The 26180-nt window shown below is 72.2% G+C and carries 19 protein-coding genes; 15 read left to right on the forward strand and 4 right to left on the reverse strand.

Annotation, left to right across the window (positions count from 1 at the left end):
* Positions 1 to 19 precede the first annotated feature (19 nt).
* Entirely contained in the window at positions 20 to 1369 is a 1350-nt protein-coding gene (locus tag AB0I10_RS29820) for an FtsX-like permease family protein (RefSeq protein WP_363155768.1), read from the reverse strand.
* A 175-nt stretch (positions 1370 to 1544) separates the two neighbouring features.
* Here AB0I10_RS29820 and recN point away from each other — a divergent pair, with 175 nt between their 5' ends.
* The 4 genes from recN to AB0I10_RS29840 all read left to right on the forward strand — a co-directional run bounded on the left by recN (position 1545) and on the right by AB0I10_RS29840 (position 6886).
* Positions 1545 to 3281, forward strand: a complete 1737-nt coding sequence (recN, locus tag AB0I10_RS29825) for a DNA repair protein RecN (protein WP_363155783.1) — start codon at positions 1545 to 1547, stop codon at positions 3279 to 3281.
* A 162-nt stretch (positions 3282 to 3443) separates the two neighbouring features.
* Positions 3444 to 4235, forward strand: a complete 792-nt coding sequence (locus tag AB0I10_RS29830) for a hypothetical protein (protein WP_363155769.1) — start codon at positions 3444 to 3446, stop codon at positions 4233 to 4235.
* Positions 4236 to 4888: 653 nt separating this feature from the next.
* On the forward strand, positions 4889 to 6067 hold the full coding sequence (locus AB0I10_RS29835) for a glycosyltransferase family 4 protein (RefSeq protein ID WP_363155770.1): 1179 nt from the start codon (positions 4889 to 4891) through the stop codon (positions 6065 to 6067).
* 123 nt (positions 6068 to 6190) lie between these two features.
* Complete coding sequence (locus AB0I10_RS29840) at positions 6191 to 6886, forward strand: LysE family translocator (protein ID WP_363155771.1); 696 nt, start codon at positions 6191 to 6193, stop codon at positions 6884 to 6886.
* Positions 6887 to 6944: 58 nt separating this feature from the next.
* Here the strand turns inward: AB0I10_RS29840 and AB0I10_RS29845 are convergent, their stop codons facing one another.
* Both AB0I10_RS29845 and AB0I10_RS29850 read right to left on the reverse strand, forming a co-directional pair.
* A complete protein-coding gene (locus tag AB0I10_RS29845; RefSeq protein WP_363155772.1) occupies positions 6945 to 8582 on the reverse strand; it encodes a PucR family transcriptional regulator in 1638 nt (545 codons plus the stop codon).
* A 143-nt stretch (positions 8583 to 8725) separates the two neighbouring features.
* Entirely contained in the window at positions 8726 to 9769 is a 1044-nt protein-coding gene (locus AB0I10_RS29850) for a LacI family DNA-binding transcriptional regulator (RefSeq protein WP_363155773.1), read from the reverse strand.
* Between the two features lie 149 nt (positions 9770 to 9918).
* On the opposite strand from AB0I10_RS29850, the gene AB0I10_RS29855 reads away from it, so the two are divergent.
* Positions 9919 to 11052: a glycoside hydrolase family 16 protein gene (locus tag AB0I10_RS29855; protein WP_363155774.1), complete on the forward strand. Its 1134-nt coding sequence runs from the start codon at positions 9919 to 9921 to the stop codon at positions 11050 to 11052.
* Positions 11049 to 12272, forward strand: coding sequence for a beta-1,3-glucanase family protein (locus tag AB0I10_RS29860; RefSeq protein WP_363155775.1), 1224 nt, complete (start codon positions 11049 to 11051; stop codon positions 12270 to 12272). The genes AB0I10_RS29855 and AB0I10_RS29860 overlap by 4 nt, the downstream gene beginning before the upstream one ends.
* Before the next feature lie 111 nt (positions 12273 to 12383).
* Here the strand turns inward: AB0I10_RS29860 and AB0I10_RS29865 are convergent, their stop codons facing one another.
* A complete protein-coding gene (locus AB0I10_RS29865) occupies positions 12384 to 14195 on the reverse strand; it encodes a glycoside hydrolase family 15 protein (protein ID WP_363155776.1) in 1812 nt (603 codons plus the stop codon).
* A gap of 419 nt (positions 14196 to 14614) precedes the next feature.
* Between AB0I10_RS29865 and AB0I10_RS29870 the strand changes: the two genes are divergently transcribed.
* From AB0I10_RS29870 to AB0I10_RS29910, 9 genes are all read left to right on the forward strand, one after another.
* Positions 14615 to 16270 (forward strand): CTP synthase, encoded by a 1656-nt coding sequence (locus AB0I10_RS29870; protein WP_363155777.1) that lies wholly within the window; start codon positions 14615 to 14617, stop codon positions 16268 to 16270.
* Positions 16271 to 16364: 94 nt separating this feature from the next.
* Positions 16365 to 16991, forward strand: a complete 627-nt coding sequence (locus AB0I10_RS29875; protein ID WP_363155778.1) for an NUDIX hydrolase — start codon at positions 16365 to 16367, stop codon at positions 16989 to 16991.
* Between the two features lie 281 nt (positions 16992 to 17272).
* On the forward strand, positions 17273 to 19438 hold the full coding sequence (locus AB0I10_RS29880) for a tetratricopeptide repeat protein (RefSeq protein WP_363155779.1): 2166 nt from the start codon (positions 17273 to 17275) through the stop codon (positions 19436 to 19438).
* Positions 19439 to 19606: 168 nt separating this feature from the next.
* On the forward strand, positions 19607 to 20722 hold the full coding sequence (ald, locus tag AB0I10_RS29885; RefSeq protein WP_363155784.1) for an alanine dehydrogenase: 1116 nt from the start codon (positions 19607 to 19609) through the stop codon (positions 20720 to 20722).
* A gap of 398 nt (positions 20723 to 21120) precedes the next feature.
* On the forward strand, positions 21121 to 22227 hold the full coding sequence (locus AB0I10_RS29890; RefSeq protein WP_363155780.1) for a ParA family protein: 1107 nt from the start codon (positions 21121 to 21123) through the stop codon (positions 22225 to 22227).
* Positions 22224 to 22847 carry a hypothetical protein gene (locus AB0I10_RS29895; protein ID WP_363155785.1) on the forward strand — a complete coding sequence of 208 codons (624 nt, stop codon included), beginning with the start codon at positions 22224 to 22226 and terminating at the stop codon, positions 22845 to 22847. The genes AB0I10_RS29890 and AB0I10_RS29895 overlap by 4 nt, the downstream gene beginning before the upstream one ends.
* A gap of 208 nt (positions 22848 to 23055) precedes the next feature.
* The gene (locus tag AB0I10_RS29900) at positions 23056 to 24210 is read left to right on the forward strand and encodes a segregation/condensation protein A (RefSeq protein ID WP_363155781.1); all 1155 of its coding nucleotides are present in this window, start codon (positions 23056 to 23058) and stop codon (positions 24208 to 24210) included.
* Between the two features lie 122 nt (positions 24211 to 24332).
* Positions 24333 to 24923, forward strand: a complete 591-nt coding sequence (scpB, locus tag AB0I10_RS29905; protein WP_363155786.1) for an SMC-Scp complex subunit ScpB — start codon at positions 24333 to 24335, stop codon at positions 24921 to 24923.
* Positions 24923 to 26062: a pseudouridine synthase gene (locus AB0I10_RS29910; protein WP_363155782.1), complete on the forward strand. Its 1140-nt coding sequence runs from the start codon at positions 24923 to 24925 to the stop codon at positions 26060 to 26062. Before scpB ends, AB0I10_RS29910 begins: the two co-directional genes overlap by 1 nt.
* Positions 26063 to 26180: the final 118 nt, after the last annotated feature.

Here is a 26180-nt window from a genome sequence, read left to right on the forward strand (position 1 = left end):
CGGGTGTACCTCTCTGGGGTCAGGCCGCGGTCAGGGTTTCCGTGGCACGGCGACGCAGGCTGATGTGGGTGGGCAGGCCGGTGGCGAGCAGCGCGAGCAGAAGAGTGCCGCCGGCTATGGCGCCGGCCGTCGTCCAGGGCACATACGGCAGCGCGTCACCGAACGCCTGCTGCAGCATCGGGGCCATGGTGAACAGCGCGATGGCCGTGCCGAGGACGAGGGCGGTGCCCGCGACGACGGCCGCTTCCCAGGCCGCCATCGCCCGCACCTGGCGCGGATGCGAGCCGATCAGGCGCAGCAGCGCCATATCGCGACGGCGCTCAGCGGTGATCATGGCCAGGGTGTTGGCGGCGGCGATGGCGGCGAAGCCCGCGTACAGCCCCGTGCCGATGTAGTCCAGCCATACCTCGCCCGCCGGGCCGGCCGAACCGGTCCGGTGCTGGGCGGTGGTGCGCATCGCGATCTTCGTGGTGCCGAAGGCCACCACCAGGACCAGCGGGACGACGGCGGCGGAGAACCGGCGGGACTGTGTCGTGACGTTCTGCATCGCCAGCTCGGCCGCGCTGCCGAACCGGCCGATCAGCCGGGACACCAGCCAGGCCGCCGGGCTGATGAGGCGTGGGCCCAGCAGCCCGACGCCGATGCAGAACAGCAGCAGGACCAGGAACGCGCCCTGGCTCGCCTCGCTCGCCGGCTGGTCGGCGAGCAGCCGGGAGACGATCACCCCGCCCGCCACCGCGGCCAGCCCCAGGGGCAGCCGCAGCAGGCCCAGCTCCCGGCGGCCCGCGGCCGCTTCCTCCAGCGCCCGCGCGGGACGCAGCGCCGCGAACCGGCTCGCCGCGAGCAACCCGGCGACCGCGGAAGTGACCACAGCCACCGCCAGGCACACCGGAAGAGCCGCCCAGCTGAAGTGGAAGGAGACCTCGCGGGGGATGAGGCCGTGGGCCACCATGCCACCGAACCACCAGCACGCCAGCACCGCCCCGAGCGCACATCCGGCGAGCGCCGACGGGATGGCGGCCGCCACGGCCTGCGTCGCGGTCGCCCGGCGGATCTGCCAGGGCCGGGCGCCGATCGCGCGGAGCATCGCGAACTCGCGGTGCTGCTGCGCGACGGCCGTCCCCATCGTCGAGGCGACCACGAAAATCGACATATAGACCGAGCCGATGAGGAGGACGACGGCCATGTCCCCGACGTTGTCGGCCTCCATCGCCCGTCGCGCGGCGGGCGGTACGCCGTCCGTGCCGGTCGCGGCGAGCATGGTCGTCGACGCACCCACGACGGTCGCCGCGAACAGTGTCGCCACCGCCGTCCCCGTGAATGCGGGGCGGTGACCCCGCAGCGCCGCACGCGCCAATCCGCTGGACATGAGCACACCTTTCGTTGCGTTCTGTGATCAGGGTGACGGCCGAGCGCGGTGCCGCACCATGAGGCATCCACCCGTCTTTCGGTGGGGTTTTCCTCAGGGCCGCGGGCAGGAGTGAGGGGGAGGCCGTCGCGGGGCGGCCCCTGGACCTCGTAAGGTCGTATCCGTGTTGGAGGAGATGCGGATCCGGTCCCTGGGCGTCATTGACGACGCCGTTGTCGAGCTGTCCCCGGGCTTCACGGCGGTGACGGGCGAGACAGGCGCGGGCAAGACCATGGTCGTCACCAGCCTCGGCCTGCTGCTCGGCGGGCGCGCGGACCCCGCCCTGGTGCGGATCGGCGCCAAGTCGGCGGTCGTGGAGGGCCGGATCACCATCGGTCCCAAGGCCCCGGCGGCCGTACGGGCCGAGGAGGCCGGCGCGGAGCTGGACGACGGTGCCCTGCTGATCAGCCGCACCGTGTCCGCCGAAGGCCGCTCGCGCGCCCACGTGGGCGGCCGTTCCGTACCCGTCGGCCTGCTGGGGGAGTTGGCGGACGACCTGGTCGCCGTCCACGGCCAGACCGACCAGCAGGGCCTGCTGCGGCCGGCCCGCCAGCGACAGGCCCTGGACCGCTACGCCGGGGACGCCGTCGCCGTCCCGCTCGCCAAGTACGCGGCCGCCCACCGCCGGCTGCGCGCCGTCGCCGCCGAGCTGGACGAGCTGACGACGCGGGCCCGCGAACGCTCCCAGGAAGCCGATCTGCTGCGCTTCGGCCTCGACGAGATCGCCGCGGCCGAGCCACAGCCGGGCGAGGACACCGAACTCGCCGCCGAAGCCGAGCGGCTCGGCCACGCCGAGGCGCTCGCCTCCGCCGCGACCGCCGCACATGCCGCGCTGGCCGGCAACCCCGAAGACCCCGAGGGCGTCGACGCCACCACCCTGGTCGCGGGCGCTCACCGCGCGCTGGACGCCGTCCGCAGCCATGACCGGGAGCTGTCCGCCCTGGCCGACCGGCTCGGTGAGATCGGCATCCTGATGGCGGACGTGGCGGGCGAGCTGGCCAGTTACGCGGACGGCCTGGACGCCGACCCGTTGCGGCTCGCCGCGGTCGAGGAGCGCCGCGCCGCCCTGACCCATCTGACCCGCAAGTACGGCGAGTACGGCAAGGACATCGCGGCGGTGCTGGCATGGGCCGAGGAGAGCGCCGCGCGGCTCGCCGAACTGGACGGTGACGACGACCGGATCGGCGAGCTGACCGGGGAGCGGGACGCACTCCGCGCCGAACTGGGCGAACTGGCACAGGCGTTGACCGATGCCCGCACCGCCTCGGCGAAGCGGTTCGCCGACGCGGTCACCACCGAGCTCGGGGAACTCGCCATGCCGCACGCGCGGGTGAGCGTCGAGATCCGGCAGACCGAGGTGGCGGAGGACGCCGACGGCATCATGGTCGGCGGCCGCAATGTCGCCTACGGCCCGACCGGCGCCGACGAGGTCGAGCTTCTCCTGGCCCCGCACCCCGGCGCACCGCCCCGGCCGATCTCCAAGGGGGCGTCCGGCGGTGAGCTGTCCCGGGTGATGCTCGCCGTCGAGGTCGTCTTCGCTGGTTCTGACCCCGTACCGACCTACCTCTTCGACGAGGTCGACGCGGGCGTCGGCGGCAAGGCGGCCGTCGAGGTCGGCCGGCGTCTGGCCAGGCTCGCGAAGTCGGCGCAGGTCGTGGTGGTCACGCACCTCCCGCAGGTCGCGGCGTTCGCGGACCGCCAGCTGCTGGTGGAGAAGACGAACGACGGATCGGTCACCAGGAGCGGCGTCACGGTCCTGGAGGGCGAGGAGCGGGTCCGCGAACTCTCCCGGATGCTCGCCGGCCAGGAGGACTCCGAAACGGCCCGGGCACACGCCGAGGAACTACTGGAAACGGCGCGCACGGGGCGGTAGGGCGCGTGGGTTGGGGCTGCAGCGCGGTCCCATGGCCGCGCCGCCCCAGGCGTGTTCAGAGCAGGCAGGTCAGCGGCGGGACTCCCGCGTGGCCGTGTAGCTCCCGCCCCTAGGGTGGTGGCCAGGAGTCGAGCCCGGCACGGTGCCGGCGAGGGGAGTGACATGGTGGCGGTGGCCGGCAGCAGGGTGCTGGGACGGATCTCGGCGTTTCTCGGGGCGGCAGGAGCGACACGGGCCGTGTACGGGGCGCTGAGGAGCCGGCCGCCGGGCGGTGCCGTCCTGTGGGAGCGGAAGAACTACGCGGGCCGCACCGTGAACCTGCACGCCGGACTCGCCACGGCCACCGGCACCGCGCTCGCCGCCGCCACCGTGCCGGGGCTGCCCGCCCGCGCCCGGAGTGCGACGGCCCTGGCGGTGCTCGCCGCCGGGGGCTGCGGCGCGTACGACGATGTCTTCGGTGCCGGTGACCCCCGGCGCGGATTCCGGGCGCACCTCTCGGCGCTCCGGCACGGCGAGGTCACCAGTGGAGCGGTGAAGCTGTTCGGGATCGGGGCCGCGGGCCTCGCCGCGGGTGCCCTCCTCAAGGAGCGCTCGGCCGACAAGCTGCTGGCGGGCGTGGTGATCGCGGGGTCGGCCCACTTGGTGAACCTCCTGGACGTCCGGCCGGGCCGGGCGGCGGGTGCCGTGCTGGCCATCGGCGCGCCGGGGCTGCTGCGCGGCGGAACGGCGGGGTCGCTGTCCGCCGCGCCCATGGGTGCCGCGGCCGCGGTCGTCGGGGACGATCTCGGGGAGCGCACGATGCTCGGGGATGCCGGGGCGCATGCCCTCGGGGCGGCCCTCGGGCTGGCCATCGTCAGCGGAAACGGCCGCAAGGGGCTGGCCGCGCACGCCGCCGGACTGATCGCCGCCGCGGCCGCGGGGGACCGCGTCAGCAGGGCCGTCGAAGCGATCTGACGTAGGGCGGGCCTGAGGTAGGTACGCCGCGGTCTGACGTAGCCCGGGCCTGAGGTGCGTACGACGCGGTCTGAAATGTAGGCCGCGTCTGACGTACGCCGGGGCTGTTGCCCCGGGGCACCGGGCGGTACGGCCACAGGGCCCCGGGCCCACCGACGCCCCCTCGCCTCCAGAAGGAGCGAGGCGGGCCGTGCCGAGGCGCCGGAGCCGCCCCTGACCGCCCACCGACGCCACATCCGCCCCTGACACCCCTGACGCCCCGGGTGAACGGCAACCAAGGCAGCCGATTTGTCGCCCATGTGGGTGAACCCGTAGATGTGCGGGTGAGGCTTCCCACGGGAACGGCAGGCGCGCGATGCCGAATTGACGTCGCCGGGCTGGCATCCTGGGTGGTGCGCGGTACCGGGCGCGTTCCCCGTGTCATGCCCGGTCGGGGGACGTCACTGGTGTTGACGGCTGTGTGCCGCGGTGTCCGGGTGTCTCCGGGCGTCCCGCACGATCCCGATCCGGCCCGTTCCGGTACGACCTTGTCGAACTCCGCAACAACCCGCCACGACCCGCAACACCCCGCAGCACGCCGCAGCGCCTTGTAGTACTTCGACCGCCCCACCGGTACGGTCCCTACCGTCCGCCGACCCAGGAGCCTGAACCACGTGACCACCACCCCGACCCTGTCGCACGGGCAGTCGCCGCTGCGCACGGTCCAGGTGCTCGGGCACGGCAGCGCCGGCAGCGCCGCGCATGTCCGCTCGCTGGCCGCGGGACTGGTGGCGCGCGGGGTGCGGGTGACGGTCTGTGCCACGTCCGCCACCGAGACGGTCTACGACTTCACCGGCGCGGGCGCACGGTTCGCGCAGGTCGCGCCGCGTACGGACCCGGCGAGTGTGGCCTCGCTGCGCAGCGCCTGCTGGGATGCCGACCTCGTCCACGCGCACGGCCTGCGGGCCGGTCTGCGGGCCTCCTTGGCGCTGCGCGGACTGCGCGGCCCCCGGGGAGGGCGGGTTCCCCTGGTCATTACCTGGCACACGAAGGCGCACAACGAGGGCGCGCGGTCCGGGCTCGTGCATCTGATGGAGCGGCGGGTGGCGAGGGCCGCCGCAGTCGTCCTGGGGGTCTGCTCCGATCTTGTGGACCGGGCGCGAGAGCGGGGCGCGCGTGACGCACGCCTAGCGCCCGTCGCGATTCCGCGCCCCCGGCCCGTTCGCATGTCGTCCGAGCCCGAGGACCACGACCGGATGCGGCACAAGGAGCGGGCCGAACTGGGCGCCGTGGACCGCCCGTTGCTGCTCGCGGTCGGCCGTCTCGACTCGTCCAAGGGCCATGACCTGCTGTTGGACGCGGCGCATGCCTGGTGCGCGCTCGACCCGCAGCCGCTGCTTGCCATCGCGGGGGAGGGGGATCAGCGGGCCGCGCTGCAGCGGCGCATCGACGCCGAGCGGCTGCCCGTCCAGCTGCTCGGCCGCCGTGACGACGTGCCCGAACTCCTCGCCGCCGCCGACCTGGTGGTGCTGCCCAGCCGCTGGGAGGCCCGCTCCCTGATCGCCCAGGAGGCGCTGCGTGCCGGGGTGCCGCTGGTCGCCACCGACACCGGAGGCACCCGCGAACTGGTCGGCCGGGCCGCGGAACTGGTCCGTTACGGAGATGCCGCCGCCCTCGCCCGTTCCGTCCTCGGCCTCCTCGCGGACCCCGCGCGCCGGGACGCGCTCGCCGAAGCGGGCCGCGTGCAGGCGGCCGGCTGGCCCAGCGAGGACGACACGGTCGCGCAGGTGCTCAGCGTGTACGACGAGTTGACCCAGCCCGTCACGCCCGACCAGCCGTTTTACCCGGTTTAGCGGGTTGGGCCCATTCAAGTGGCCCGGCCGGGCGAGATGGTTGGGCCCATCGGGCCGGTCGCTGAGCCGTGGCACGACCGATAGGGTCCCCGGAATCGGGGACGCGTACGACAGGAGATCGCCGTGACGGGTGCAATAGCGGGCTTTGCGCTGTTCGCCCTTCTGATGACGATGGCTCCCGGTCCCGACACCCTTCTGGTGCTGCGCAATTGTGTACGCGGCGGTCGGCGTACGGGCGCCGCCACGGCCATCGGCGCGGCGGTCGGCTCGCTCGCCTGGGCGGTGGCCGCGGCGGTCGGGCTGGCGGCGGCGCTGCAGCGCTGGGACGCGGCGTTCGCGGTCGTCCGGCTGGTGGGCGCGGCCTATCTGGTGCTGCTCGGCGCGCAGGCGCTCTGGGCGCACCGCCGGTCGGCGGCGGTGGAGGCGTCCGGGTTCGCTCCTGACGAGAACGTGGCCGAGCGGGACGGTGTGCCGTGTGACGCCTCGGGATCCGCGTCGCCCGCCGCGCGCCTCGCGGTCGTACGCGCCTTCCGCCAGGGGCTGCTGAGCTGTCTGCTCAACCCCAAGGTGGGGATCTTCTTCGTGGCGGTGGTGCCGCAGTTCCTCCCCGAGGGGCATTCAGTCCTCGGTGTCACCCTGCTCCTGGGGGTCGTCGACGCGGTGATCGCCGCGGGCTGGCTGCTGCTGGTCGTGGTCTGCGCGGGCCGGGTGCTGCGACGGCTGCGGCGCCCCCGGGTGCAGCGCAATCTGGAGCGCACCACGGGCGGGGTGCTGGTGGCGCTCGGTGTCGGGACGGCGGCCGAGACGGTCGCGGGGTAGGACGGCAGACGGAGCCGACGGCCACTCCAGCGCCGTCCCCCGGGTGTCCGCGGCCGGGTTACGGCCGCTCCGTGTGGCGGCGGGCGCGCAGGGCCAGCCGCAGGCCCAGGACCGTCTGAGGGTCGTCCAGATCCGTGGCCAGCAGTTGGGCGATGCGCGCCAGCCGGTCGTACAGCGTCTGCCGGTTCACGTTCAGATCGCGGGCCGTCTCGGCCTTGCGGCCCGCGCTCGCCAGATACGCCTCCAGCGTCGGCAGCAGCGGCTGGCGGGCGCCGCGGTCGTGGGCGAGCAGCGGGCCGATCGCGCGTTCCACGAAGTCCGTGAGGACGTCCTGTTCGCCGTGTTCACGCATCCGCCACAGCAGCAGCTCGATGTCCAGGCGGCGCGCGTCGTACCAGGGCTGTTCGGGGAGCCCCTGGGCCGCGGCCGCCGCTTCCGCCGCATGCCGCAGGCCAGGGCCCGCCGCGGCCCAGTCGCCCGCCGTACCCACGACGACCACCGGGCGGTGCGTGGACGGCCGGTCGAGTCCGGCGCGGACGACTCCGGCGCGCAGCGCCTCGGCGATCCGGTCGGCGAGGGCGTCACGGCTCTGGCCGGCGCGCAGCGCCACGAGCATCGGGGCCCGGCCTTCCACGGGCCGTACGCCGAGCAGGACGGGCACTCCCAGGGGGGCGAGTTCCTCGCGCAGGGTCTGGGCGAGGAGGGCCCAACTGCCGGGGGAGGGGAGGCCGGCGGGCAGCCGCATGACCACCGGGAGCACGGGTTCGGTGCCGGGGCGGAAGCCCAGGAGGCGGGCCTGGGCGGGTGCTTCGGCCGCGGAGATGCGGCCCTCGGCCAGGTCGGCGAGGAAGTCGCCGCGGCCGCGCGCGGCCAGCACCTCCTCCTGGCGGGACTGCAGCATGACGACGGCGAGGAGGTCGGCGGCGCGTTCGGCGGCGATCCGGTGGAGCGGCGCCACGGGGGCGTTGACGGGGAGCAGGACCAGGCGGGCGCGGACGGCGTCGGGGCCGTGGCCGCCCCCGGGGACGTCGATGCGTACGCCGGTGTCGCGCAGGCCCTCCCAGGCCAGCAGGGGGTCGGCGTCCGCGGGACCGCCGCTGTCGTCGTCGCCCTCCGGGCCCGCGGCGTAGAGCGGGCTGCCGTCGGGGGCCTCTAGGCACAGCGGATTGCCCGTGAAGACGGCCAGCAGCCGGAGCACCTCGGGGGCGCCACCGCCGCGCAGCAGGACGTCCGTACAGCGCCGCAGGATCTCGTCGGCCCGCCGCAGCAGCGTGTAGTGGCTGTTGATGATCTCGGTGTGGATCTCCTCGGTGACCGTGACGTACGGGACCTCGCGGTGCAGCTGGATCAGCGGCAGGGCGGAGTCCCGGGCGGCGTCGATCATCGCCGAGGGCAGCGATTCGAAACGCGAGCCGAGCTCCACCACGAGAGCGGCGATCTCGCGGTCCGCGAGCTTACGGATGAACGCGCGCTGCTCGGAGGGCCGGGCGCCCAGCCCCAGGCCGGTGGTCAGCAGCAGCTCGCCGCCCTTGAGCAGCGAGGCGATATGCGGCACCTCGCCGGCGTGCACCCAGCGCACCGGGCGGTCCAGCCGGTCGCCACCGGCCAGCACCTCCGGCAGGCCGCGCCGCAGCGCGGGCAGCTCCAGCGCCCTGCGTACCGTGATCTCGGCTTCGATCTTCGCTTCCGGCCCCATGGCGTCGAACGGTACCCGGAGTCCGGTATCCGGAGCCGCGCGGTCCGAATCGCGCGGCCGGTGGCGCGGGGCCGGTGGCGCGGCGTCAGCGGCCCCGCGCCGCTCCCGGCGCTCCCCGGAATCCGCCTCACCCGCCCCGCCCCTCACCCCGACTCCCGCACCACCAGCCGCGCCTCCGTGATCACCGGTGCGAGGTCGGCCGTGTCCTTGCCCCCGGGCCCCAGTCGGCGCAGCAGCAACCGGGCCATCAGCCGTCCCATCTCCTCCACGTCCTGCCGGACCGTGGTCAGCGGCGGGTCCGCCCAGGCTGCGGGCTCCAGATCGTCGTAGCCGACCACCGCCACATCGTCCGGCACCCGCCGCCCGCGGGCCCGCAACGTACGCAGCGCGCCGTTCGCCATGAGGTCGGAGCAGGCGAAGACAGCGTCCAAGTCCGGTGCGGCGTCCAGGAGTTGAGCCATCGCACGCTCGCCGCCGCTCGCCGTGAACGCCCCGTCCGCGATCAGCCGCGGGTCCGGCTCGGCCGTGCCGAGGGCGTCGCGGTAGCCGTCCAGGCGGTCCAGCGCGGAGGTCTGGTCGAGCGGGCCCGTGATCACCGCGATCCGGCGGCGGCCGCGGCCGAGCAGATGGCGTACGGCCTGGCGGGCGCCGTCGCGGTTGTCGGTGTCGACGTAGAGCGGCTGTGGCGCGCGCTCGGCGCCCGCCCAGCCGGGCCGGCCGCCGTAGACGGTGGGCAGCCCGGCACCCTCGGCCATGCCGGGCAGCGGGTCGTCGCGGTGCAGCGAGAACATCAGCGCGCCGTCGACATGTCCGGCCGCCAGATAGCGGCCGATGCGGGCGTAGTCGTCACGGTGCTCGACGAAGAGCAGCAGCAGCTGGGTGTCGGCCGCGGACAGTTCGCGGCTGATACCGCGCAGCTGGCGGCCGAAGAACGGGTCGGAGAAGACCCGGGTCTCCGGTTCGGCGATGATCACGGCGACCGCTCCGGTGCGGCGGGTGACCAGCGAGCGGGCCGCGCTGTTGGGTACGTAGCCCAGCTCGGTCACCGCCTGGCGGACCTTCTCCCGGACCGCGTCGCGTACGCCGGCACCGCCGTTGACCACGCGGGACACCGTCGCGCGGGAGACTCCGGCGAGCGCTGCGACCGCCTCCAGAGTCGGTCGTGGACCATTCGGTTCAGACACCATGCAGCACCATCCAACTCCTTTTTTCGCGCGGCGACTTGACGGTGTGCCGTCGAGTCGGCAGGGTGCACTGCACACGATATGAGAGCGCTCTCACGACGTGTACCCCCAAGGAACTCCTCACTCCCCCACTGTGCCGAGGAGAGAATGTCATGAGCATGAAAATAGGCAGGAACCTGAGCATGGGGAATCGGGCCGGAAGCCGGACGAGAGCGGTGCTCCTCGCCGCGAGCGCCGCACTCGCCACCACCTGTGCCCTTACCCTCCCGACGGCCTCGGCCGCCCAGGAGGCGACCCCCACCGGGAAGACGACCCCCACGGGGGCGGCCGCCCCCGGCGCGAAGACGAGCCCCACCGGGCAGGCGGCCCCCACCGCCTTCCAGGAAGTCTGGCGTACCGGCTTCGACGGCGCCGCCGGATCGCGCCCCTCCGCCGACGACTGGATCATCGACACCGGCACCGGCTACCCGGGCGGCCCGGCCAACTGGGGCACCGGCGAGCGCCAGACCTACACCGACCGCCCCGAGAACCTCCAGCTCGACGGCGCGGGCCACCTGAAGATCACCGCCCGGAAGGACGGCGCCACCTGGACCTCGGGCCGGATCGAGACCCAGCGCACCGACTTCGCGGCACCGGCCGGCGGCAAGCTCCGTATCGAGGCGAGCATCCGGATGCCCGATGTCTCCGGTGACGCGGCCCTCGGCTACTGGCCGGCGTTCTGGACGCTCGGCGCCGACTACCGCGGCACCTACTGGAACTGGCCGGGCATCGGCGAGTTCGACATCATGGAGAACGTCAACGGCATCAACAAGGTCTGGGGCGTGCTGCACTGCGGCGTCAACCCGGGCGGGCCGTGCAACGAGACGCAGGGCAAGGGCAATTCACGCGAGTGCCCGGACACCGCCTGCCAGGCCGGCTTCCACACCTACGCGCTGGAACTGGACCGCACCAACAGCGCCTCGGAATCGCTCAACTGGTACGTCGACGGCCAGAAGTTCCACACCGTCAACTCCTCCGAGATGGATGCCGACAGCTGGGCGAAGGCCACCCACCACGGCCACTTCCTGCTGCTCAACCTCGCGATGGGCGGGGCGTTCCCGGACGGCGTCGCGGGTTCCGCCACCCCCACCGACGCCACCGAGCCCGGCGGCTCACTCCTCGTCGACCATGTCGCGGTCTCCGTCCAGCAGCCCACGTCGTCCCGTCAGGCCGCGCCGTCCGGTCGGCCCGCGCCGTCCCGTCAGGCCGAGACCTCCCGTACCGCACCGCAAGGAGCCACCTCGTGATCACTCGCCGCAGCCTGCTCGGCGGCCTCGCCGCCGGCGCCGCCACCGCCTCCGGAATCGCCCTGGCCGGCAGCGCCATCGGCACGCCCGCCCCCACCCGCCGGGTCGCCGCCCCCGACGGCCGGTCCGCAGCCGGCATGCCTCTGCACATCGTCAACAACTCCGGTGAGTACGCCAACTCCTCGGTCTGGATCTACATCGTCGGCAACGACGGCACCCAGCAGGTGCGCGTGACACCGGAGGGCGAACTCAAGCCCGTCGCCATGGCCGACAACGGCTCGGACGGCTTCACCGACTACGCCATACCGCTCGCCGCCGGCGGCACCACGACCCTCCAACTGCCCCAGATGTCCGGCCGGATCTACACCGCGCTCGGCAGCAAGCTCAAGTTCAAGGCCGTCGAGGACGGCAACGGCAAGGCGGCGCTGGCCTATCCGGCGGGCTGGGTCTCGTCCGACCCCAACTACGACGTCCTGCACGACTGTGCCGAGTTCACGTACAACTCCGGCGGCATGTACTGCAACACCACCATGGTCGACATGTTCAGCGTGCCCCTCGCGATCAAGCTCACCGGGGCCAAGGACCAGACCACCGGCACACTCAAGGACGGCGCCCGCGCCAAGGTCTTCGCCGACGTGAAGGGCGCCGAGGGCTTCGACGCCCTGGTCATCGACGACAAGCGGGTCATCGCCCCGGGACACGGCCTGGACAGCGGCCTCTTCGGCAAGGACCATCTCGCCCCGGCCATCGACGAGGCATGGTCCGCCTACGAGGCCAAGGACCTGACCGTCACCACCAACGCGGGCACCTTCACCGGCCGGGTCACCGGCGGCAAGCTGGCCTTCACAGGCCCCCAAGGCCTTAAGGGCCAGGGAGGTGCCCCCACCGGCACGGTCTCGTTCGACAAGCCCTCCACCCGCGACGTCCTCTTCTGCGACGGCACCCTCGCCGCCCCCAACGACGGCACCCTCGGCCCCGTCGCCGCCATCCTGGGCGCCGCCCTCAACCGCTCCACGCTCCTCTCGCACGCCGACCAGCCCACCACCGACCCGGCCGCCTTCTACCAGGAGCGGCTCACCAATCACTACGCCAAGGCCATGCACGCGGCGACCGAGGACGGCAGGGCGTACGGCTTTGCCTTCGACGACGTCGCCGGGTTCGCCTCGTACATCGAGGACGGCGCCCCGAAGGAGATCACCCTCACGCTGACCCCGTTCTGACCTGCCGGCCACGGCGGCCGACCGCTGCGGCCCTGAACCGGAACGTGCCGGGAGGGCAGGGCAAGAGGCCCCGCCCGCCCGGCACGTCCGCACGCTCCAGGAGGCGGCCGGTCACCCGCCCCCGTATGCCCCGCTCGCGGTCAGCCGCAGTGCCGTGTCGATCAGCGGAACGTGGCTGAACGCCTGCGGGAAGTTGCCCACCTGGCGCTTGAGCCGGGGATCCCACTCCTCCGCCAGCAGACCGAGGTCGTTACGGAGCGAGAGCAGCTTCTCGAAGAGCTTGCGGGCCTCGTCCACCCGGCCGATCATCGCGAGGTCGTCGGCGAGCCAGAACGAGCAGGCCAGGAAGGCCCCTTCGTCGCCTTCGAGGCCGTCCACGCCGAGCCCTTCGCCGGACGTCGGATAGCGCAGCACGAAGCCGTCCTCGGTGCCCAGCTCCCGCTGGATCGCCTCGATGGTGCCGATGACGCGCTTGTCGTCCGGCGGCAGAAAGCCCATCTGCGGGATCAGCAGCAGCGAGGCGTCCAGCTCCTGCGAGCCGTAGGACTGGGTGAAGGTGTTGCGCTCCTTGTCGTAACCCTTCTCGCACACATCGCGGTGGATGGTCTCGCGCAGGTCCTTCCACCGCTCCAGCGGGCCGTCGACGTCCCCGGACTCGATCAGCTTGACGGTGCGGTCGACGGCGACCCAGGTCATGACCTTGGAGTGGACGAAGTGCCGGCGCGGGCCGCGGACCTCCCAGATCCCCTCGTCCGGCTCGTCCCAGTGCTTCTCCACCCAGCGGATCAGCTTCAGTTGGAGCACCGAGGCGTAGTCGTTGCGGGCCAGGCCCGTCATGTGCGCCAGGTGCAGCGCCTCGGTGACCTCGCCGTAGACGTCCAGCTGGAGCTGGCCGGCGGCGCCGTTGCCGACCCGCACGGGCTGCGAATTCTCGTACCCCGGAAGCCAGTTGAGCTCGTTCTCGCCCAGCTCCCGCTCACCGGCGATGCCGTACATGATCTGCAGGTTCTCCGGGTCGCCGGCGACCGCCCGCAGCAGCCACTCGCGCCACGCCCGTGCCTCCTCCCGGTAGCCGGTACGCAGGAGGGAGGACAGGGTGATCGCGGCGTCCCGGAGCCAGGTGAAGCGGTAGTCCCAGTTGCGGACGCCGCCGATGCACTCGGGCAGGGAGGTCGTCGGCGCGGCGACGATGCCGCCGGTCGGCGCGTACGTCAGCGCCTTCAGCGTGATGAGGGAGCGCACCACCGCATCTCGGTACGGACCGTGGTACGTGCAGTGCTCGACCCACTCGCGCCAGAAGTCCTCGGTGGCCTCCAGCGACGCCTCCGGTTCCGGCAGGGCCGGCGGCTGGTGGTGGGAGGGCTGCCAGCTGATCGTGAAGGCGATCCGCTCGCCCGGTGAGACCGTGAAGTCGGAGTACGTCGTCAGATCCTTGCCGTACGTCTCCACGGAGGTGTCCAGCCACACCGAATCCGGGCCCGCGACCGCGACCGTACGGTGGTCCACCTTGTGGACCCACGGCACGACCCAGCCGTAGGCGAACCGCATCCGCAGCTCCGAGCGCATCGGGACGCGCCCGCTCACCCCCTCCACGATGCGGATCACCTGCGGTGCGCCGTCGCGAGGCGGCATGAAGTCGATGACCCGTACCGTGCCGCGCGGGGTGTCCCACTCGGATTCGAGGACGAGCGAATCGCCCCGGTAGCGGCGGCGGTCGGCCGGCATCGGCCGGCTCCCGGGCGCGCGTGCGGGCCCCATCCGCCAGAATCCGTGCTCCTCGGTGCCCAGCAGCCCCGCGAAGACCGCCGGTGAGTCGAAGCGCGGCAGACACAGCCAGTCGACCGTGCCGTCCCGGCACACTAGAGCGGCGGTCTGCATATCGCCGATGAGTGCGTAGTCCTCAATGCGCCCGGCCACGTGCATCTCCCGTCGAACTGGAGTGACGCCCCCCATGGGACGTGTTATCTGTCCGTCCTGCCCATGAAACGTCGCCGAGCAGCGGGACCGGAAATCGGGCGGGGGTGGTGCCTTCCCGGACGGCTCGTTGCGAGTGTCCGAGCAGGATACGACGCACGCGGGTGATCCGCTCGCCGCTCGCGGGGAGTGGGGTGGTCCGATCGGGTGGCCCGGTCACGGAAAGGTCACGCGAAAGGGCACGTGCGTGGCCGGGAGCGACCATGCCCGGTCGCTGATAGCCTGGTACCCCGTGGACCGGTGGGACCCACAGACGTCACGGCAGATGTCACGGCACCCCCGAACCGCAGTGAACGCACCCCCTGAATCTCAGGTCGGTGGCGCTTCGCACCTCTCCACCTCGCGACCACGGGAGCTCCCTCTTGGCCATGCCGCCCAAATCCACGACGACCAAGCACCTCTTCGTCACCGGGGGCGTCGCCTCCTCGCTCGGCAAGGGGCTCACCGCCTCCAGCCTGGGTGCGCTCCTGAAGGCGCGCGGCCTGCGGGTCACGATGCAGAAGCTCGACCCGTACCTCAACGTCGACCCCGGAACGATGAACCCGTTCCAGCACGGTGAGGTCTTCGTCACCAACGACGGAGCCGAGACCGACCTGGACATCGGCCACTACGAGCGGTTCCTGGACGTCGACCTCGACGGTTCCGCGAACGTGACCACCGGCCAGGTCTACAACACCGTGATCGCCAAGGAGCGGCGCGGCGAGTACCTCGGCGACACCGTGCAGGTCATCCCGCACATCACCAACGAGATCAAGCACCGCATCCGGCGGATGGCGACCGACGACGTCGATGTCGTCATCACCGAGGTCGGCGGCACGGTCGGCGACATCGAGTCGCTGCCGTTCCTGGAGACCGTCCGCCAGGTCCGCCACGAGGTCGGGCGGGACAACGTCTTCGTCGTGCACATCTCGCTGCTCCCGTACATCGGCCCGTCCGGTGAGCTGAAGACCAAGCCGACCCAGCACTCGGTCGCGGCGCTGCGCAACATCGGTATCCAGCCCGATGCGATCGTGCTGCGCGCCGACCGCGAGGTGCCCACCGCGATCAAGCGCAAGATCTCGCTGATGTGCGACGTCGACGAGGCCGCGGTCATCGCGTGCCCGGACGCGCCGTCCATCTACGACATCCCCAAGGTCGTGCACGCCGAGGGCCTGGACGCCTATGTCGTCCGGAAGCTGGACCTGCCCTTCCGCGATGTGGACTGGACCCAGTGGGCGGACCTGCTGGACCGCGTCCACAACCCCGACCACGAGGTCAAGATCGCGCTGGTCGGCAAGTACATCGACCTGCCGGACGCCTATCTCTCGGTCACCGAGGCGCTGCGGGCCGGCGGCTTCGCGAACAAGGCCCGCGTGAAGGTGAAGTGGGTCACCTCCGACGACTGCCGGACCCCTGCCGGAGCCGCCGAGCAGCTCGCGGACTGCGACGCCGTCTGCATCCCCGGCGGCTTCGGCGACCGCGGCGTGGACGGCAAGGTCGGCGCGATCACCTACGCCCGCGAGAACAAGCTGCCGCTGCTCGGTCTGTGCCTGGGCCTGCAGTGCGTGGTCATCGAGGCGGCCCGCAACCTGGCCGGCATCGAGGGCGCGAACTCCACCGAGTTCGACCCGGCCGCGGCCGACCCGGTCATCTCCACGATGGCCGAGCAGATGGACATCGTCGCAGGTGAGGGCGATATGGGCGGCACGATGCGGCTCGGTATGTACCCGGCCAAGCTCGCCGAGGGCTCGATCGTGCGCGAGGTGTACGACAACCAGCCCTACGTCGAGGAGCGGCACCGCCACCGCTACGAGGTCAACAACGCCTACCGCGGTGAGCTGGAGAAGAAGGCCGGGCTGCTGTTCTCCGGCACCTCGCCGGACAACAAGCTCGTCGAGTACGTCGAGTACCCGCGCGAGACGCACCCCTACCTGGTCGCCACCCAGGCGCACCCGGAGCTGCGGTCCCGCCCGACCCGCCCGCACCCGCTGTTCGCGGGCCTGGTGAAGGCCGCGGTCGCGCGGAAGACGGGTATCGCGAAGTAGGGATTCCGCGACGGATACGGTTGCCGGGGTACGGCCTCATCGAGGTCGTGCCCCGGTTTCTGCGTTGGTACAGGCACACACAGGAGGACGCGCCATGGCGATCAAGGACACCCCCGAGGAGTGGACGGTCACCGCGACCACGACGCCGTTCACCGGGAACAAGACCAGCGTGCGCACCGACGAGGTGGTCATGCCGGACGGCTCCACCGTCACGCGTGACTACCAGGTCCACCCCGGTTCGGTGGCGGTCCTCGCCCTGGACGACGAGGGCCGGGTGCTGGTGCTGCGCCAGTACCGCCACCCGGTACGCCAGAAGCTGTGGGAGATCCCCGCCGGGCTGCTCGACATCCCAGGCGAGAACCCGCTGCACGCGGCGCAGCGGGAGCTGTACGAGGAGGCGCACGTCAAGGCCGAGGACTGGCGGGTGCTGGCCGACGTCTACACGACGCCCGGCGGTTGCGACGAGGCCGTCCGGATCTTCCTCGCCCGGGAGCTGTCAGAGGCCGAGGGCGAGCGGTTCGAGGTCTCCGAGGAGGAGGCCGACATGGAGTTGGCGCGGGTGCCGCAGGCCGAACTGGTCCGCGGTGTGCTCGCCGGCGAGCTGCACAACAACTGCCTCGTCGTGGGAGTGCTGGCGCTCACCGCGGCCCAGAGCGGCGACGGTCTGGACGCGCTGCGGCCGGCCGACGCGCAGTGGCCGGCCCGTCCTTTCGAGGCCTAGGGCCTTTCCGGCCTAACCCATCGGACAGGCCCTGGACGAGTAAGCCTTATGTCCCTTCTGCCCCTCGATCCGGGCGGATGAGGGGACACCGGAATTACTCGTCCAGCGGCCGGGCGGCGGCATCCCTCGTTCGTGAACCGGTCAGATGATCCGGTGAACCGATCGGGTGACTCAACCGCCCTGCTCCGCAGGGGCCGTGACGGCTCGTGAACTACGCTCGGTCACGTTCCCGTCCGCGCCCGCGGCGGGCTCGTACGCGCAGGTGGACGGGAGCGTGGCCGGTGACGGATCAGGCGGTGGGCGGGGGGCACCTCCCGCCGGAGGCGGTGGGGCCGCCCGGGACCGCGACGCGTGACCAGCGGGCATCGGGGTGCCTCCAGGCTGCCGCAGACGGCCCCGCACCCACCGGAACCACCGTCCCCGCGGCCGCCGTGGCACCCCCGCCCGCCTGGTTCACCGGCCGCCGCCGTGAGCTCAGGGCACTGCACGCCGACATTGAATGCGCCGGTCTCGACACCCTCTCCGGCCGCAAAGGATCCCGCAGCCGTGTGCTATTGATCGCCGGCCGCCCCGGCTCCGGCCGCACCGAACTCGCCGAGGAACTGCTCCGCGAGCTCGCCGGCGACTACCCGGACGGGGTGCTGCGGGCCGTGCTCACCGGGCCGGGCGGCGAACCGGTGGCCACCGACCACATCGCCCGCGAACTGCTCGCCACGCTCGGCGTCGACGCCCCGCCCGGCGCCGCCGAGGACGAGCTGACAGAGCGTCTGCGCGGCGCGCTCGCCACGCGCCACGCGCTGCTCTTCCTGGACGACGCCCCGGGCGCCGAACAGGTCGAACCGCTGCTCCCCGACGCCCCGGACTGCCTGGTCGTGGTGGTCTCCCAGGGCCCGCTGACCGGTATTCCGGACGTTCGGCCGTGCGCCCTGGGCGGCCTGGGCAGTGCCGCCTCCGTCGAGATCCTCAGCCGTTACGCGGGCCCGACCAGGATCACCGTCGACCCGAGGACCGCGGAGGCGGTCGCCGAGGAGTGCCGCGGCCAGCCCGCCGCCCTGGTGCTGGCCGGCGGCTGGCTCGCGGCCCGGCCCAAGTGCTCGGTCTCCGATCTGCGCAACGCGCTGCGCGAGGTCCCGCTGCCGGGTGATCTGTCCACCGCCGCCCGCCCGCTGTACCGGGTGTTCCATCTCGTGTACGGCGCGCTGCCGCCGTCCGCCGCCCGGATACTCCGACTGATCACCCTGGCCCCCGGCGGCCTGGTGGACGCGCACATCGCGTCCGCGCTGGCCGGCTGCTCGGTCGCGGTGGCCGGGACGGCACTGCGCGAATTCGCCGCGCTGGGCCTGCTGCGGCCGGTCGACGAAGCGGGCGCCACCGCGGGCGACCGGGCCGCCGCCGATGCCTCCGACTCCGCGCCGCGCCCCCAGTTCCGTCTGCCCGGCTGTCTCGACCCGTTGGTGCGGGCCCTGCTCCACGAACACGAGCGGGCCGCCGACATCCAGCTGGCCCGCGCGCGCATGCTGGAGCGCACCGTACGGCTGCTCCAGTCCTGCCGGGCGATGGGCGAGCCGGCCGACTCCCCTGCGCGCCAGAAGATTTCGGGGCTGCCGCGCTCGCTCCGCTTCGTTTCGAAGGCGGTGGCCGCGGGCTGGCTGCGCAGCCGCCGCACCGTGCTGCTGGATGCCGCCCGGATCGCCGTCGCGGACGGTGAACTGGACACCCTGGACCGGCGGTTGATGGCCGCGCTGACCCGGACGCTGATCGCGCACGAGGGCGCGGAGGCGGCCGCGCCCGACCTCTATGCGCTGCACGGACTGGTCCTGGAAGTCGCCGAACGGCGCGGCCTGGCGTACGAGAAGGCGGCCGCGCTGCTCAATCTCGCGGACCTCGACGGCCAGTCCGGACGTACCTCGGACGCGCTCACCCGCTACCGGGGCGCGCTGGAGGCGGCCCGCTCGGTGAAGGACCCGGTGGCCACCGGCCGGGCCCTGGAGTCGCTGGGCGCCACATACGCCGAGCTGGGCGACTGGCAGCGGGCCGCGGACTGGTACGGGCGGGCGCTGGAGCTGCGGCTCACCCGGGGCGAGGGGGCCGATGCGGCGCGGCTGCACGGACGGATCGGTGACGCGCACAGCCGGGCGGGCCGCTGGGGCGAGGCGCTCAGGGAATGGCGGGCGGCCGCGCGGACGTACCGCAGGGCCGGCGATTCGGCGGGGCAGGCGCGGGCGACCGGCGAGGTGGCACAGGTCCAGGAGAGTGCGGGCCGGCCCGAGGAGGGGCTGCGGACCGGTCTCGAAGCCGTCGAAATCGCCCGGAGCGCGGGCGACGGACACCTGGAAGCGGCGTTGCGCCTTCGGATTGCGGACACCCTTGAGCGGCTCGGCGACCCAGCAGCGGCGGGGCTCCACCGGTCCATAGGAGATCGTCTTCTCGAAGATCACCCCGATTAGCCTGCGAAATCGGTGGTGGTGCTCATGAAAATTGATGCTTTGCAAGGCTAGACAACAAGAGATCCTTCAATAGACTGGGCGGGCCGCGTACGGCGCGGTCAGTTCCGTCATGCATCGCATGAGGGGATAATTCCTCCTGCAAGCACTCATTCAAGGACCGTGATCGACGTGAAGGTCGGCATCCCCCGCGAGGTCAAGAACAACGAGTTCCGCGTGGCTATCACGCCCGCCGGAGTGAACGAGCTCGTCCGCCATGGCCACCAGGTCTTCATCGAGAAGGACGCCGGTCTCGGCTCGTCCATCACGAATGAGGAGTACGTCTCCGCCGGTGCCACCATCCTCGGCACCGCCGATGAGGTCTGGGGCACCGCCGACCTCCTGCTCAAGGTCAAGGAGCCGATCGCGGAGGAGTACCACCGTCTCCGCAAGGACCAGACCCTGTTCACGTACCTGCACCTCGCGGCCTCCCGTGAGTGCACGGACGCGCTGCTGGAGTCCGGCACCACCGCCATCGCCTACGAGACCGTCGAGACGGCCGGCCGCCAGCTGCCGCTGCTCGCCCCGATGTCCGAGGTCGCGGGCCGGATCGCCCCGCAGGTCGGCGCGTACCACCTGATGCGCCAGGCCGGCGGCCGCGGTGTGCTGCCCGGCGGCGTCCCCGGTGTCGCCGCGGGCAAGGCCGTCGTCATCGGCGGCGGCGTCTCCGGCTGGAACGCCGTGCAGATCGCCGTGGGCCTCGGCTTCCACGTCACCCTGCTCGACAGGGACATCAACAAGCTCCGCGAGGCGGACAAGATCTTCGGCACCAAGGTGCAGACGATCGTCTCCAACGCCTACGAGCTGGAGAAGGCCGTCATCGAGGCCGACCTCGTCGTCGGTGCCGTCCTGATCCCCGGCGCCAAGGCCCCCAAGCTGGTCACCAACGAGCTCGTCGCCAAGATGAAGCCCGGGAGTGTCCTTGTCGACATCGCGATCGACCAGGGCGGCTGCTTCGAGGACTCCAAGCCGACCACGCACGCCGAGCCGACCTTCGAGGTCCACAACTCGGTCTTCTACTGCGTCGCCAACATGCCCGGCGCGGTCCCGAACACCTCCACCTACGCCCTCACCAACGCCACGCTGCCCTACATCGTGGAGCTGGCGAACCGCGGCTGGGTCGAGGCGCTGCGCCGTGACCCGGCGCTGGCCAAGGGCCTGAACACGCACGACGGCAAGGTGGTCTACGGCCCCGTCGCCGAGGCACACGGCCTGGAGACCGTCGAACTGCGCACGCTCCTCGGCTGAGGCGTCAATCGCGCGCGTCAATGCCGCATAACCGGCCGGGCCTTGTCGACAAGGCCCGGCCGGTCGCGTGTGCGACACGCCGCGCGACCGGCGCCGCGCGGCGATCTCTCAACTCGCCGTGAACGTAACCCTTTGAGAGATTCGCGCACCCCCGAAACAACGGGCCGATACCGCTCGCGCCCTTGACATTGAGGGGTTCGGTTACCGACACATCGGGCCGGGTCCGGTGGATTGTGTTGCTGCGGACGCCCGACACGCCATAGAGTCGCCAACCGTCGGCATGGTGTCACGCTGACCTATCGATAAGTTTCCTGGTCACATCCAAGGAGGTAAGACGACTTGTGAATGAGTCGACATTTTCTCCCGGAGGTGGTCAACCAGGAGCGGTTGCACGGGGCATGGGTCCCTCGGGGCGCGAGGCTGTCGGCTCCGTAGCGGTCCACACCTTCGCAACCCACCAGAGCATGACCACGACAGCCCACCAAAGCATGGACGGCCATCACGTGAACGCCATGGCCGGCGACCGGGGCAGTGGAGAATCCGCCCGTCTCGCCGACTACGACGACCTGCCCGAGGGGCACTTCTACGATCCGGACGCCGAGTACGAGCCGGACCCCGAATACGCGGCCACGCTCGCGCCGGACGCCGCGCGCCAGCGGCGCGAACGCGTCGGCCCCACCGGGCGCCCGCTCCCGTACTTCCCGATCCCGGGACCACTCTCGGAGCACGGCCCCGCCAAGATCATCGCGATGTGCAACCAGAAGGGCGGGGTCGGCAAGACCACCTCGACCATCAACCTGGGTGCCGCACTCGCCGAATACGGACGACGGGTACTGCTCGTCGACTTCGACCCGCAGGGCGCCCTGTCGGTCGGACTCGGCGTCAACCCGATGGAGCTCGACCTGACGGTCTACAACCTGCTCATGGAGCGGGGCATGTCGGCCGACGAGGTGCTCCTCAAGACCGCGGTCCCCAACATGGACCTGCTGCCCAGCAATATCGATTTGTCAGCGGCAGAGGTGCAGTTGGTCAGCGAGGTCGCGCGCGAGTCGACATTGCAGCGGGCGCTCAAGCCGCTGCTGGCCGACTACGACTACATCGTCATCGACTGCCAGCCTTCGCTCGGCCTGCTCACCGTCAACGCCCTGACGGCGGCTCACAAGGTCATCGTCCCGCTGGAGTGCGAGTTCTTCGCGCTGCGCGGTGTGGCGCTGCTCACCGAGACGATCGAGAAGGTCCAGGAGCGGCTCAACCCCGAGCTGGAGCTGGACGGCATCCTGGCGACCATGTACGACTCCCGCACCGTGCACAGCCGCGAGGTCCTGGCGCGCGTCGTGGAGGCCTTCGACGATCACGTCTACCACACCGTCATCGGCCGTACGGTCCGCTTCCCCGAGACCACCGTCGCGGGCGAGCCGATCACCACGTACGCCTCCAACTCCGTCGGTGCCGCCGCCTATCGTCAGCTCGCCAGGGAGGTGCTCGCCCGGTGTCACGCCGAGTGAGTCTGCCCGGAGCCGACGAACTGTTCCGCACCACCGGGGGAATGGGGCTGCAGTCCTCGTCTCCCCGCCGCACCGCCAACGGGTCCGCGGCCAACGGCGAGGCGCCCCGGGTGCCCGGACCGGCCGGCGAGTCCGATGCGGCCGCGGACGCGCCGGAGACGCCCACCGCGGTACGGCAGCGGCGTCCGGAGAGCGACGCCGCCGAGGCCCCGCCCGCGGACGGCGGCGCGCGCACGGCGGCTCCGTCCGAGCACGGTGGCCGTGAGACGGACGCGGAGGGCGAGCAGGGCCGCCGGTCCCCGGCCGGCCAGTCCGGCCAGACCATGCAGGATGCCGCCGCGGCGGCCGCCCAGGTCGGCCAGCAGGGCCGCCGCCGTGGCGCCGGGCGCGGCGCCAACCGGCGCCCCAGCGGCCGGGAACGGCACGACGAGAAGATCACCGTCTATGTCTCCGCCGAGGAGCTCATGGACCTCGAACACGCGCGCCTGGTACTGCGCGGTGAGCACGGTCTCGCCGTCGACCGCGGCCGGATCGTCCGCGAAGCGGTCGCCGTGGTCCTCGCCGACCTGGAGTCGCGCGGCGACGCCAGCATCCTGGTACGGCGGCTGCGCGGGCGCTGAGGGGCATCCGGCGTCCCTGGGGCCTGTCCGATGGGTCAGGGTCGGAAAGGCCCTGGTGCCCCGCGCCGCGTGCGGCGTCCCCGGTGGCGCGCGGCCGACGGGATAGCCTGCCTCCTCGGCCGGTGTTGCCCCCTGGACCATCCAGTGGGAGTCCCGGCCGTGACCAGCCCGTCGCCCCGGCACGGGGACCGAAGCACCATGGACCGCGATGCCGACGACCAACAACGACGCCCGTTCACCCCGCGCCCGCCGCACCCTCGGGCGCGGGCCGGGCGCGGGCCGTCCGGCGGAGGAGCCACCGGCGGCCGTGGAGACGGAGCGGCCGGAGGCCGACGTACCGGAGGCGCCACAGGCTCCGGTGGAGCCGCCCGAGGAGCCTGCGGCCCCCGCCGTACCGGAGGCCGCCGGGGCGCCCGAGGAGCCGCAGGTCCCGGACGAACCTGAGGCCGCCGAGGAGCCGGATGCCCCCGGCCCACCCCATGGCTCCGACGAGTCCCAGCCGCCGCCTGCCGCGCCCCGCGAGGGCGACGACGGCAAGTTCACCATCCGGCTGGCCAACTTCGAGGGCCCCTTCGATCTCCTCCTGCAGCTGATCTCCAGGCACAAGCTGGACGTCACCGAGGTCGCGCTGTCGAAGGTGACGGACGAGTTCATGGCGCACATCCGGGCCATGGGGCCGGACTGGGATCTGGACCAGACCACGGAGTTCCTGGTCGTCGCGGCGACCCTGCTCGATCTGAAGGCGGCCCGGCTGCTGCCCGCCGCCGAGGTGGAGGACGAGGCGGATCTCGCGCTCCTGGAGGCCCGCGATCTGCTCTTTGCCCGGCTGCTCCAGTACCGCGCGTACAAACGGATCGCGGACATCTTCAGCGGGCGGCTGGCGGATGAGGCGCGGCGTCATCCCCGTACGGTCGGGCTGGAGCCGCAGTACGCCGAGCTGCTGCCCGAGGTCGTCATCAGCATCGGGGCGGAGGGATTCGCCAAGCTCGCGGTGAAGGCGATGCAGCCCAAGGCCAAGCCGCAGGTGTATGTCGACCACATCCACGCGCCGCTGGTGAGCGTGCGCGAGCAGGCCGAGGTGGTGATGGCGCGACTGCGGGAGGCGGGCGAGACCAGCTTCCAGGAGCTGGTCGCGGACGCGCCGGACACGCTCACCGTCGTCGCGCGCTTCCTCGCCCTGCTGGAGCTCTACCGGGAGCGGGTGGTCATCCTGGACCAGGAGGAGGCCCTGGGGGCGCTGACGGTCCGCTGGACGGGCGCGGAGGGCGCCGAGCCGGTCGTCACGGACGAGTTCGACCAGGAACCGGGCAAGCCCGCCGCCGAGGCGGAACCGGACGGGCCGCAAGAGAAGGAGCGGACGTGAGCGACGTACACGAGTCCCGCGAGGCGTACGACGTCACCGAGAGTGCACCGGGGAACGGTTCCCGGGAGCGCCCGGACGCACCGGATGCGGATGCCCCCGCCGGGGCGCTCGGCGTCGCCGAGCTGGCGCTGAAGCCCGCCCTGGAGGCCGTCCTCATGGTCGTCGACGAGCCCGCGACCGAGGAGCACCTGGCCAAGGTGCTCCAGCGGCCCCGCCGGGCGGTCGCGCTGGCACTGCGCGAGCTGTCCGACGACTACGCACGCCAGGGGCGCGGTTTCGACCTGCGGCTGGTGGCCGGCGGCTGGCGGTTCTACTCCCGCGCCGAGTACGCGGACGCGGTGGAGAGCTTCGTCCTGGACGGCCAGCAGGCCCGGCTCACCCAGGCCGCATTGGAGACTCTGGCCGTGGTCGCGTACCGTCAGCCGGTCAGCCGTTCCCGTGTTTCCGCCGTCCGCGGCGTGAACTGCGACGGTGTGATGCGCACGCTCCTCCAGCGCGGTCTGGTGGAGGAGACGGGAACGGAACCTGAAACAGGTGCGATCCTGTACAGGACGACGAATTACTTTCTGGAGCGGATGGGCCTGCGCGGCCTGGACGAGCTCCCGGAGCTCGCACCGTTCCTCCCGGAGGCGGACGCGGTCGAGGGCGACTCGCTGGAAGGTATCCCGTCGTTCGACGTAGACGACAGCGGCGACTCTCAGACGGATCATTGATGCGAAGCAGCGGCAGCGGCAGGAACAACAAGGACAGCGGCAGGGGCAACCCCCGGGGCGCGGGGGGCGGCGCCTCCCGGTCGAAGAGCGGGGGACAGCGCGACGACAAGCAGCAGCGCGCGGGCCGGCCACGTCCCGAGGAGCGCCGCTACGACGTGGGCGGATCCGCCGGCGGTGACGAGCGCAAGGGCGGCGGAAAGACCGGCAGCCGGGGCGCTGCAGCCCGTGGCGGCGCCAAGGGCGGCCCGCGTACCGGCGCCGCTTCCAAGCCGGGCCGCACCGGCGGCAAGGGCGCTTCGCAGGGTGGCCGCGGCCAGGGTCCCGCGCGGCCCCGTGAGCTCGACGCCCAGATCGAGGAGCGCAACCGCGCCCGCCACAGCAAGCCGCAGATCAAGACCCCCAAGACCTTCGGCGACCAGGAGGGCGAGCGGCTGCAGAAGGTGCTGGCCAGGGCCGGTATGGGCTCGCGGCGGGCCTGCGAGGAGCTGATCGAGCAGGCGCGCGTCGAGGTCAACGGGCAGATCGTCATGGAGCAGGGTGTCCGGGTCGACCCGGAGAAGGACGAGATCAAGGTCGACGGCCTGACGGTCGCCACCCAGTCGTATCTCTTCTTCGCGCTGAACAAGCCGGCCGGCGTCGTCTCCACGATGGAGGACCCGGACGGCCGCCAGTGCCTGGGCGACTACGTCACCAACCGTGAGACGCGGCTCTTCCACGTCGGCCGGCTGGACACCGAGACCGAGGGCATCATCCTGCTCACCAACCACGGCGAGCTGGCCCACCGTCTGACGCACCCGCGCTACGGCGTGAAGAAGACCTACCTCGCCGCGATCCAGGGCCCGCTCCCGCGTGACCTGGGCAAGCAGCTCAAGGACGGCATCCAGCTGGAGGACGGCTACGCCCGCGCCGACCACTTCCGGGTGGTGGAGAACACCGGCAAGAACTACCTGGTCGAGGTCTCGCTCCACGAGGGCCGCAAGCACATCGTCCGCCGGATGCTCGCCGAGGCGGGATTCCCGGTCGACAAGCTCGTCCGTACCGCCTTCGGCCCGATCGCGCTGGGCGACCAGAAGTCGGGCTGGCTGCGCCGGATGACCAACACCGAGGTCGGGATGCTGATGCGCGAGGTCGAGCTCTAGGGTCTGTCCGATGGGTCAGGGTCGGAAAGGCCGCGGCGTCTGGTGCGGTGCATCGCAAGGCGCCGGAGCGTCCTGATAGCGGAGCTATTGGGACGTTTCGGCAACGCCGCGAGGTGCC

Source organism: Streptomyces sp. NPDC050636 (assembly GCF_040654775.1).
Lineage (GTDB): Bacteria > Actinomycetota > Actinomycetes > Streptomycetales > Streptomycetaceae > Streptomyces.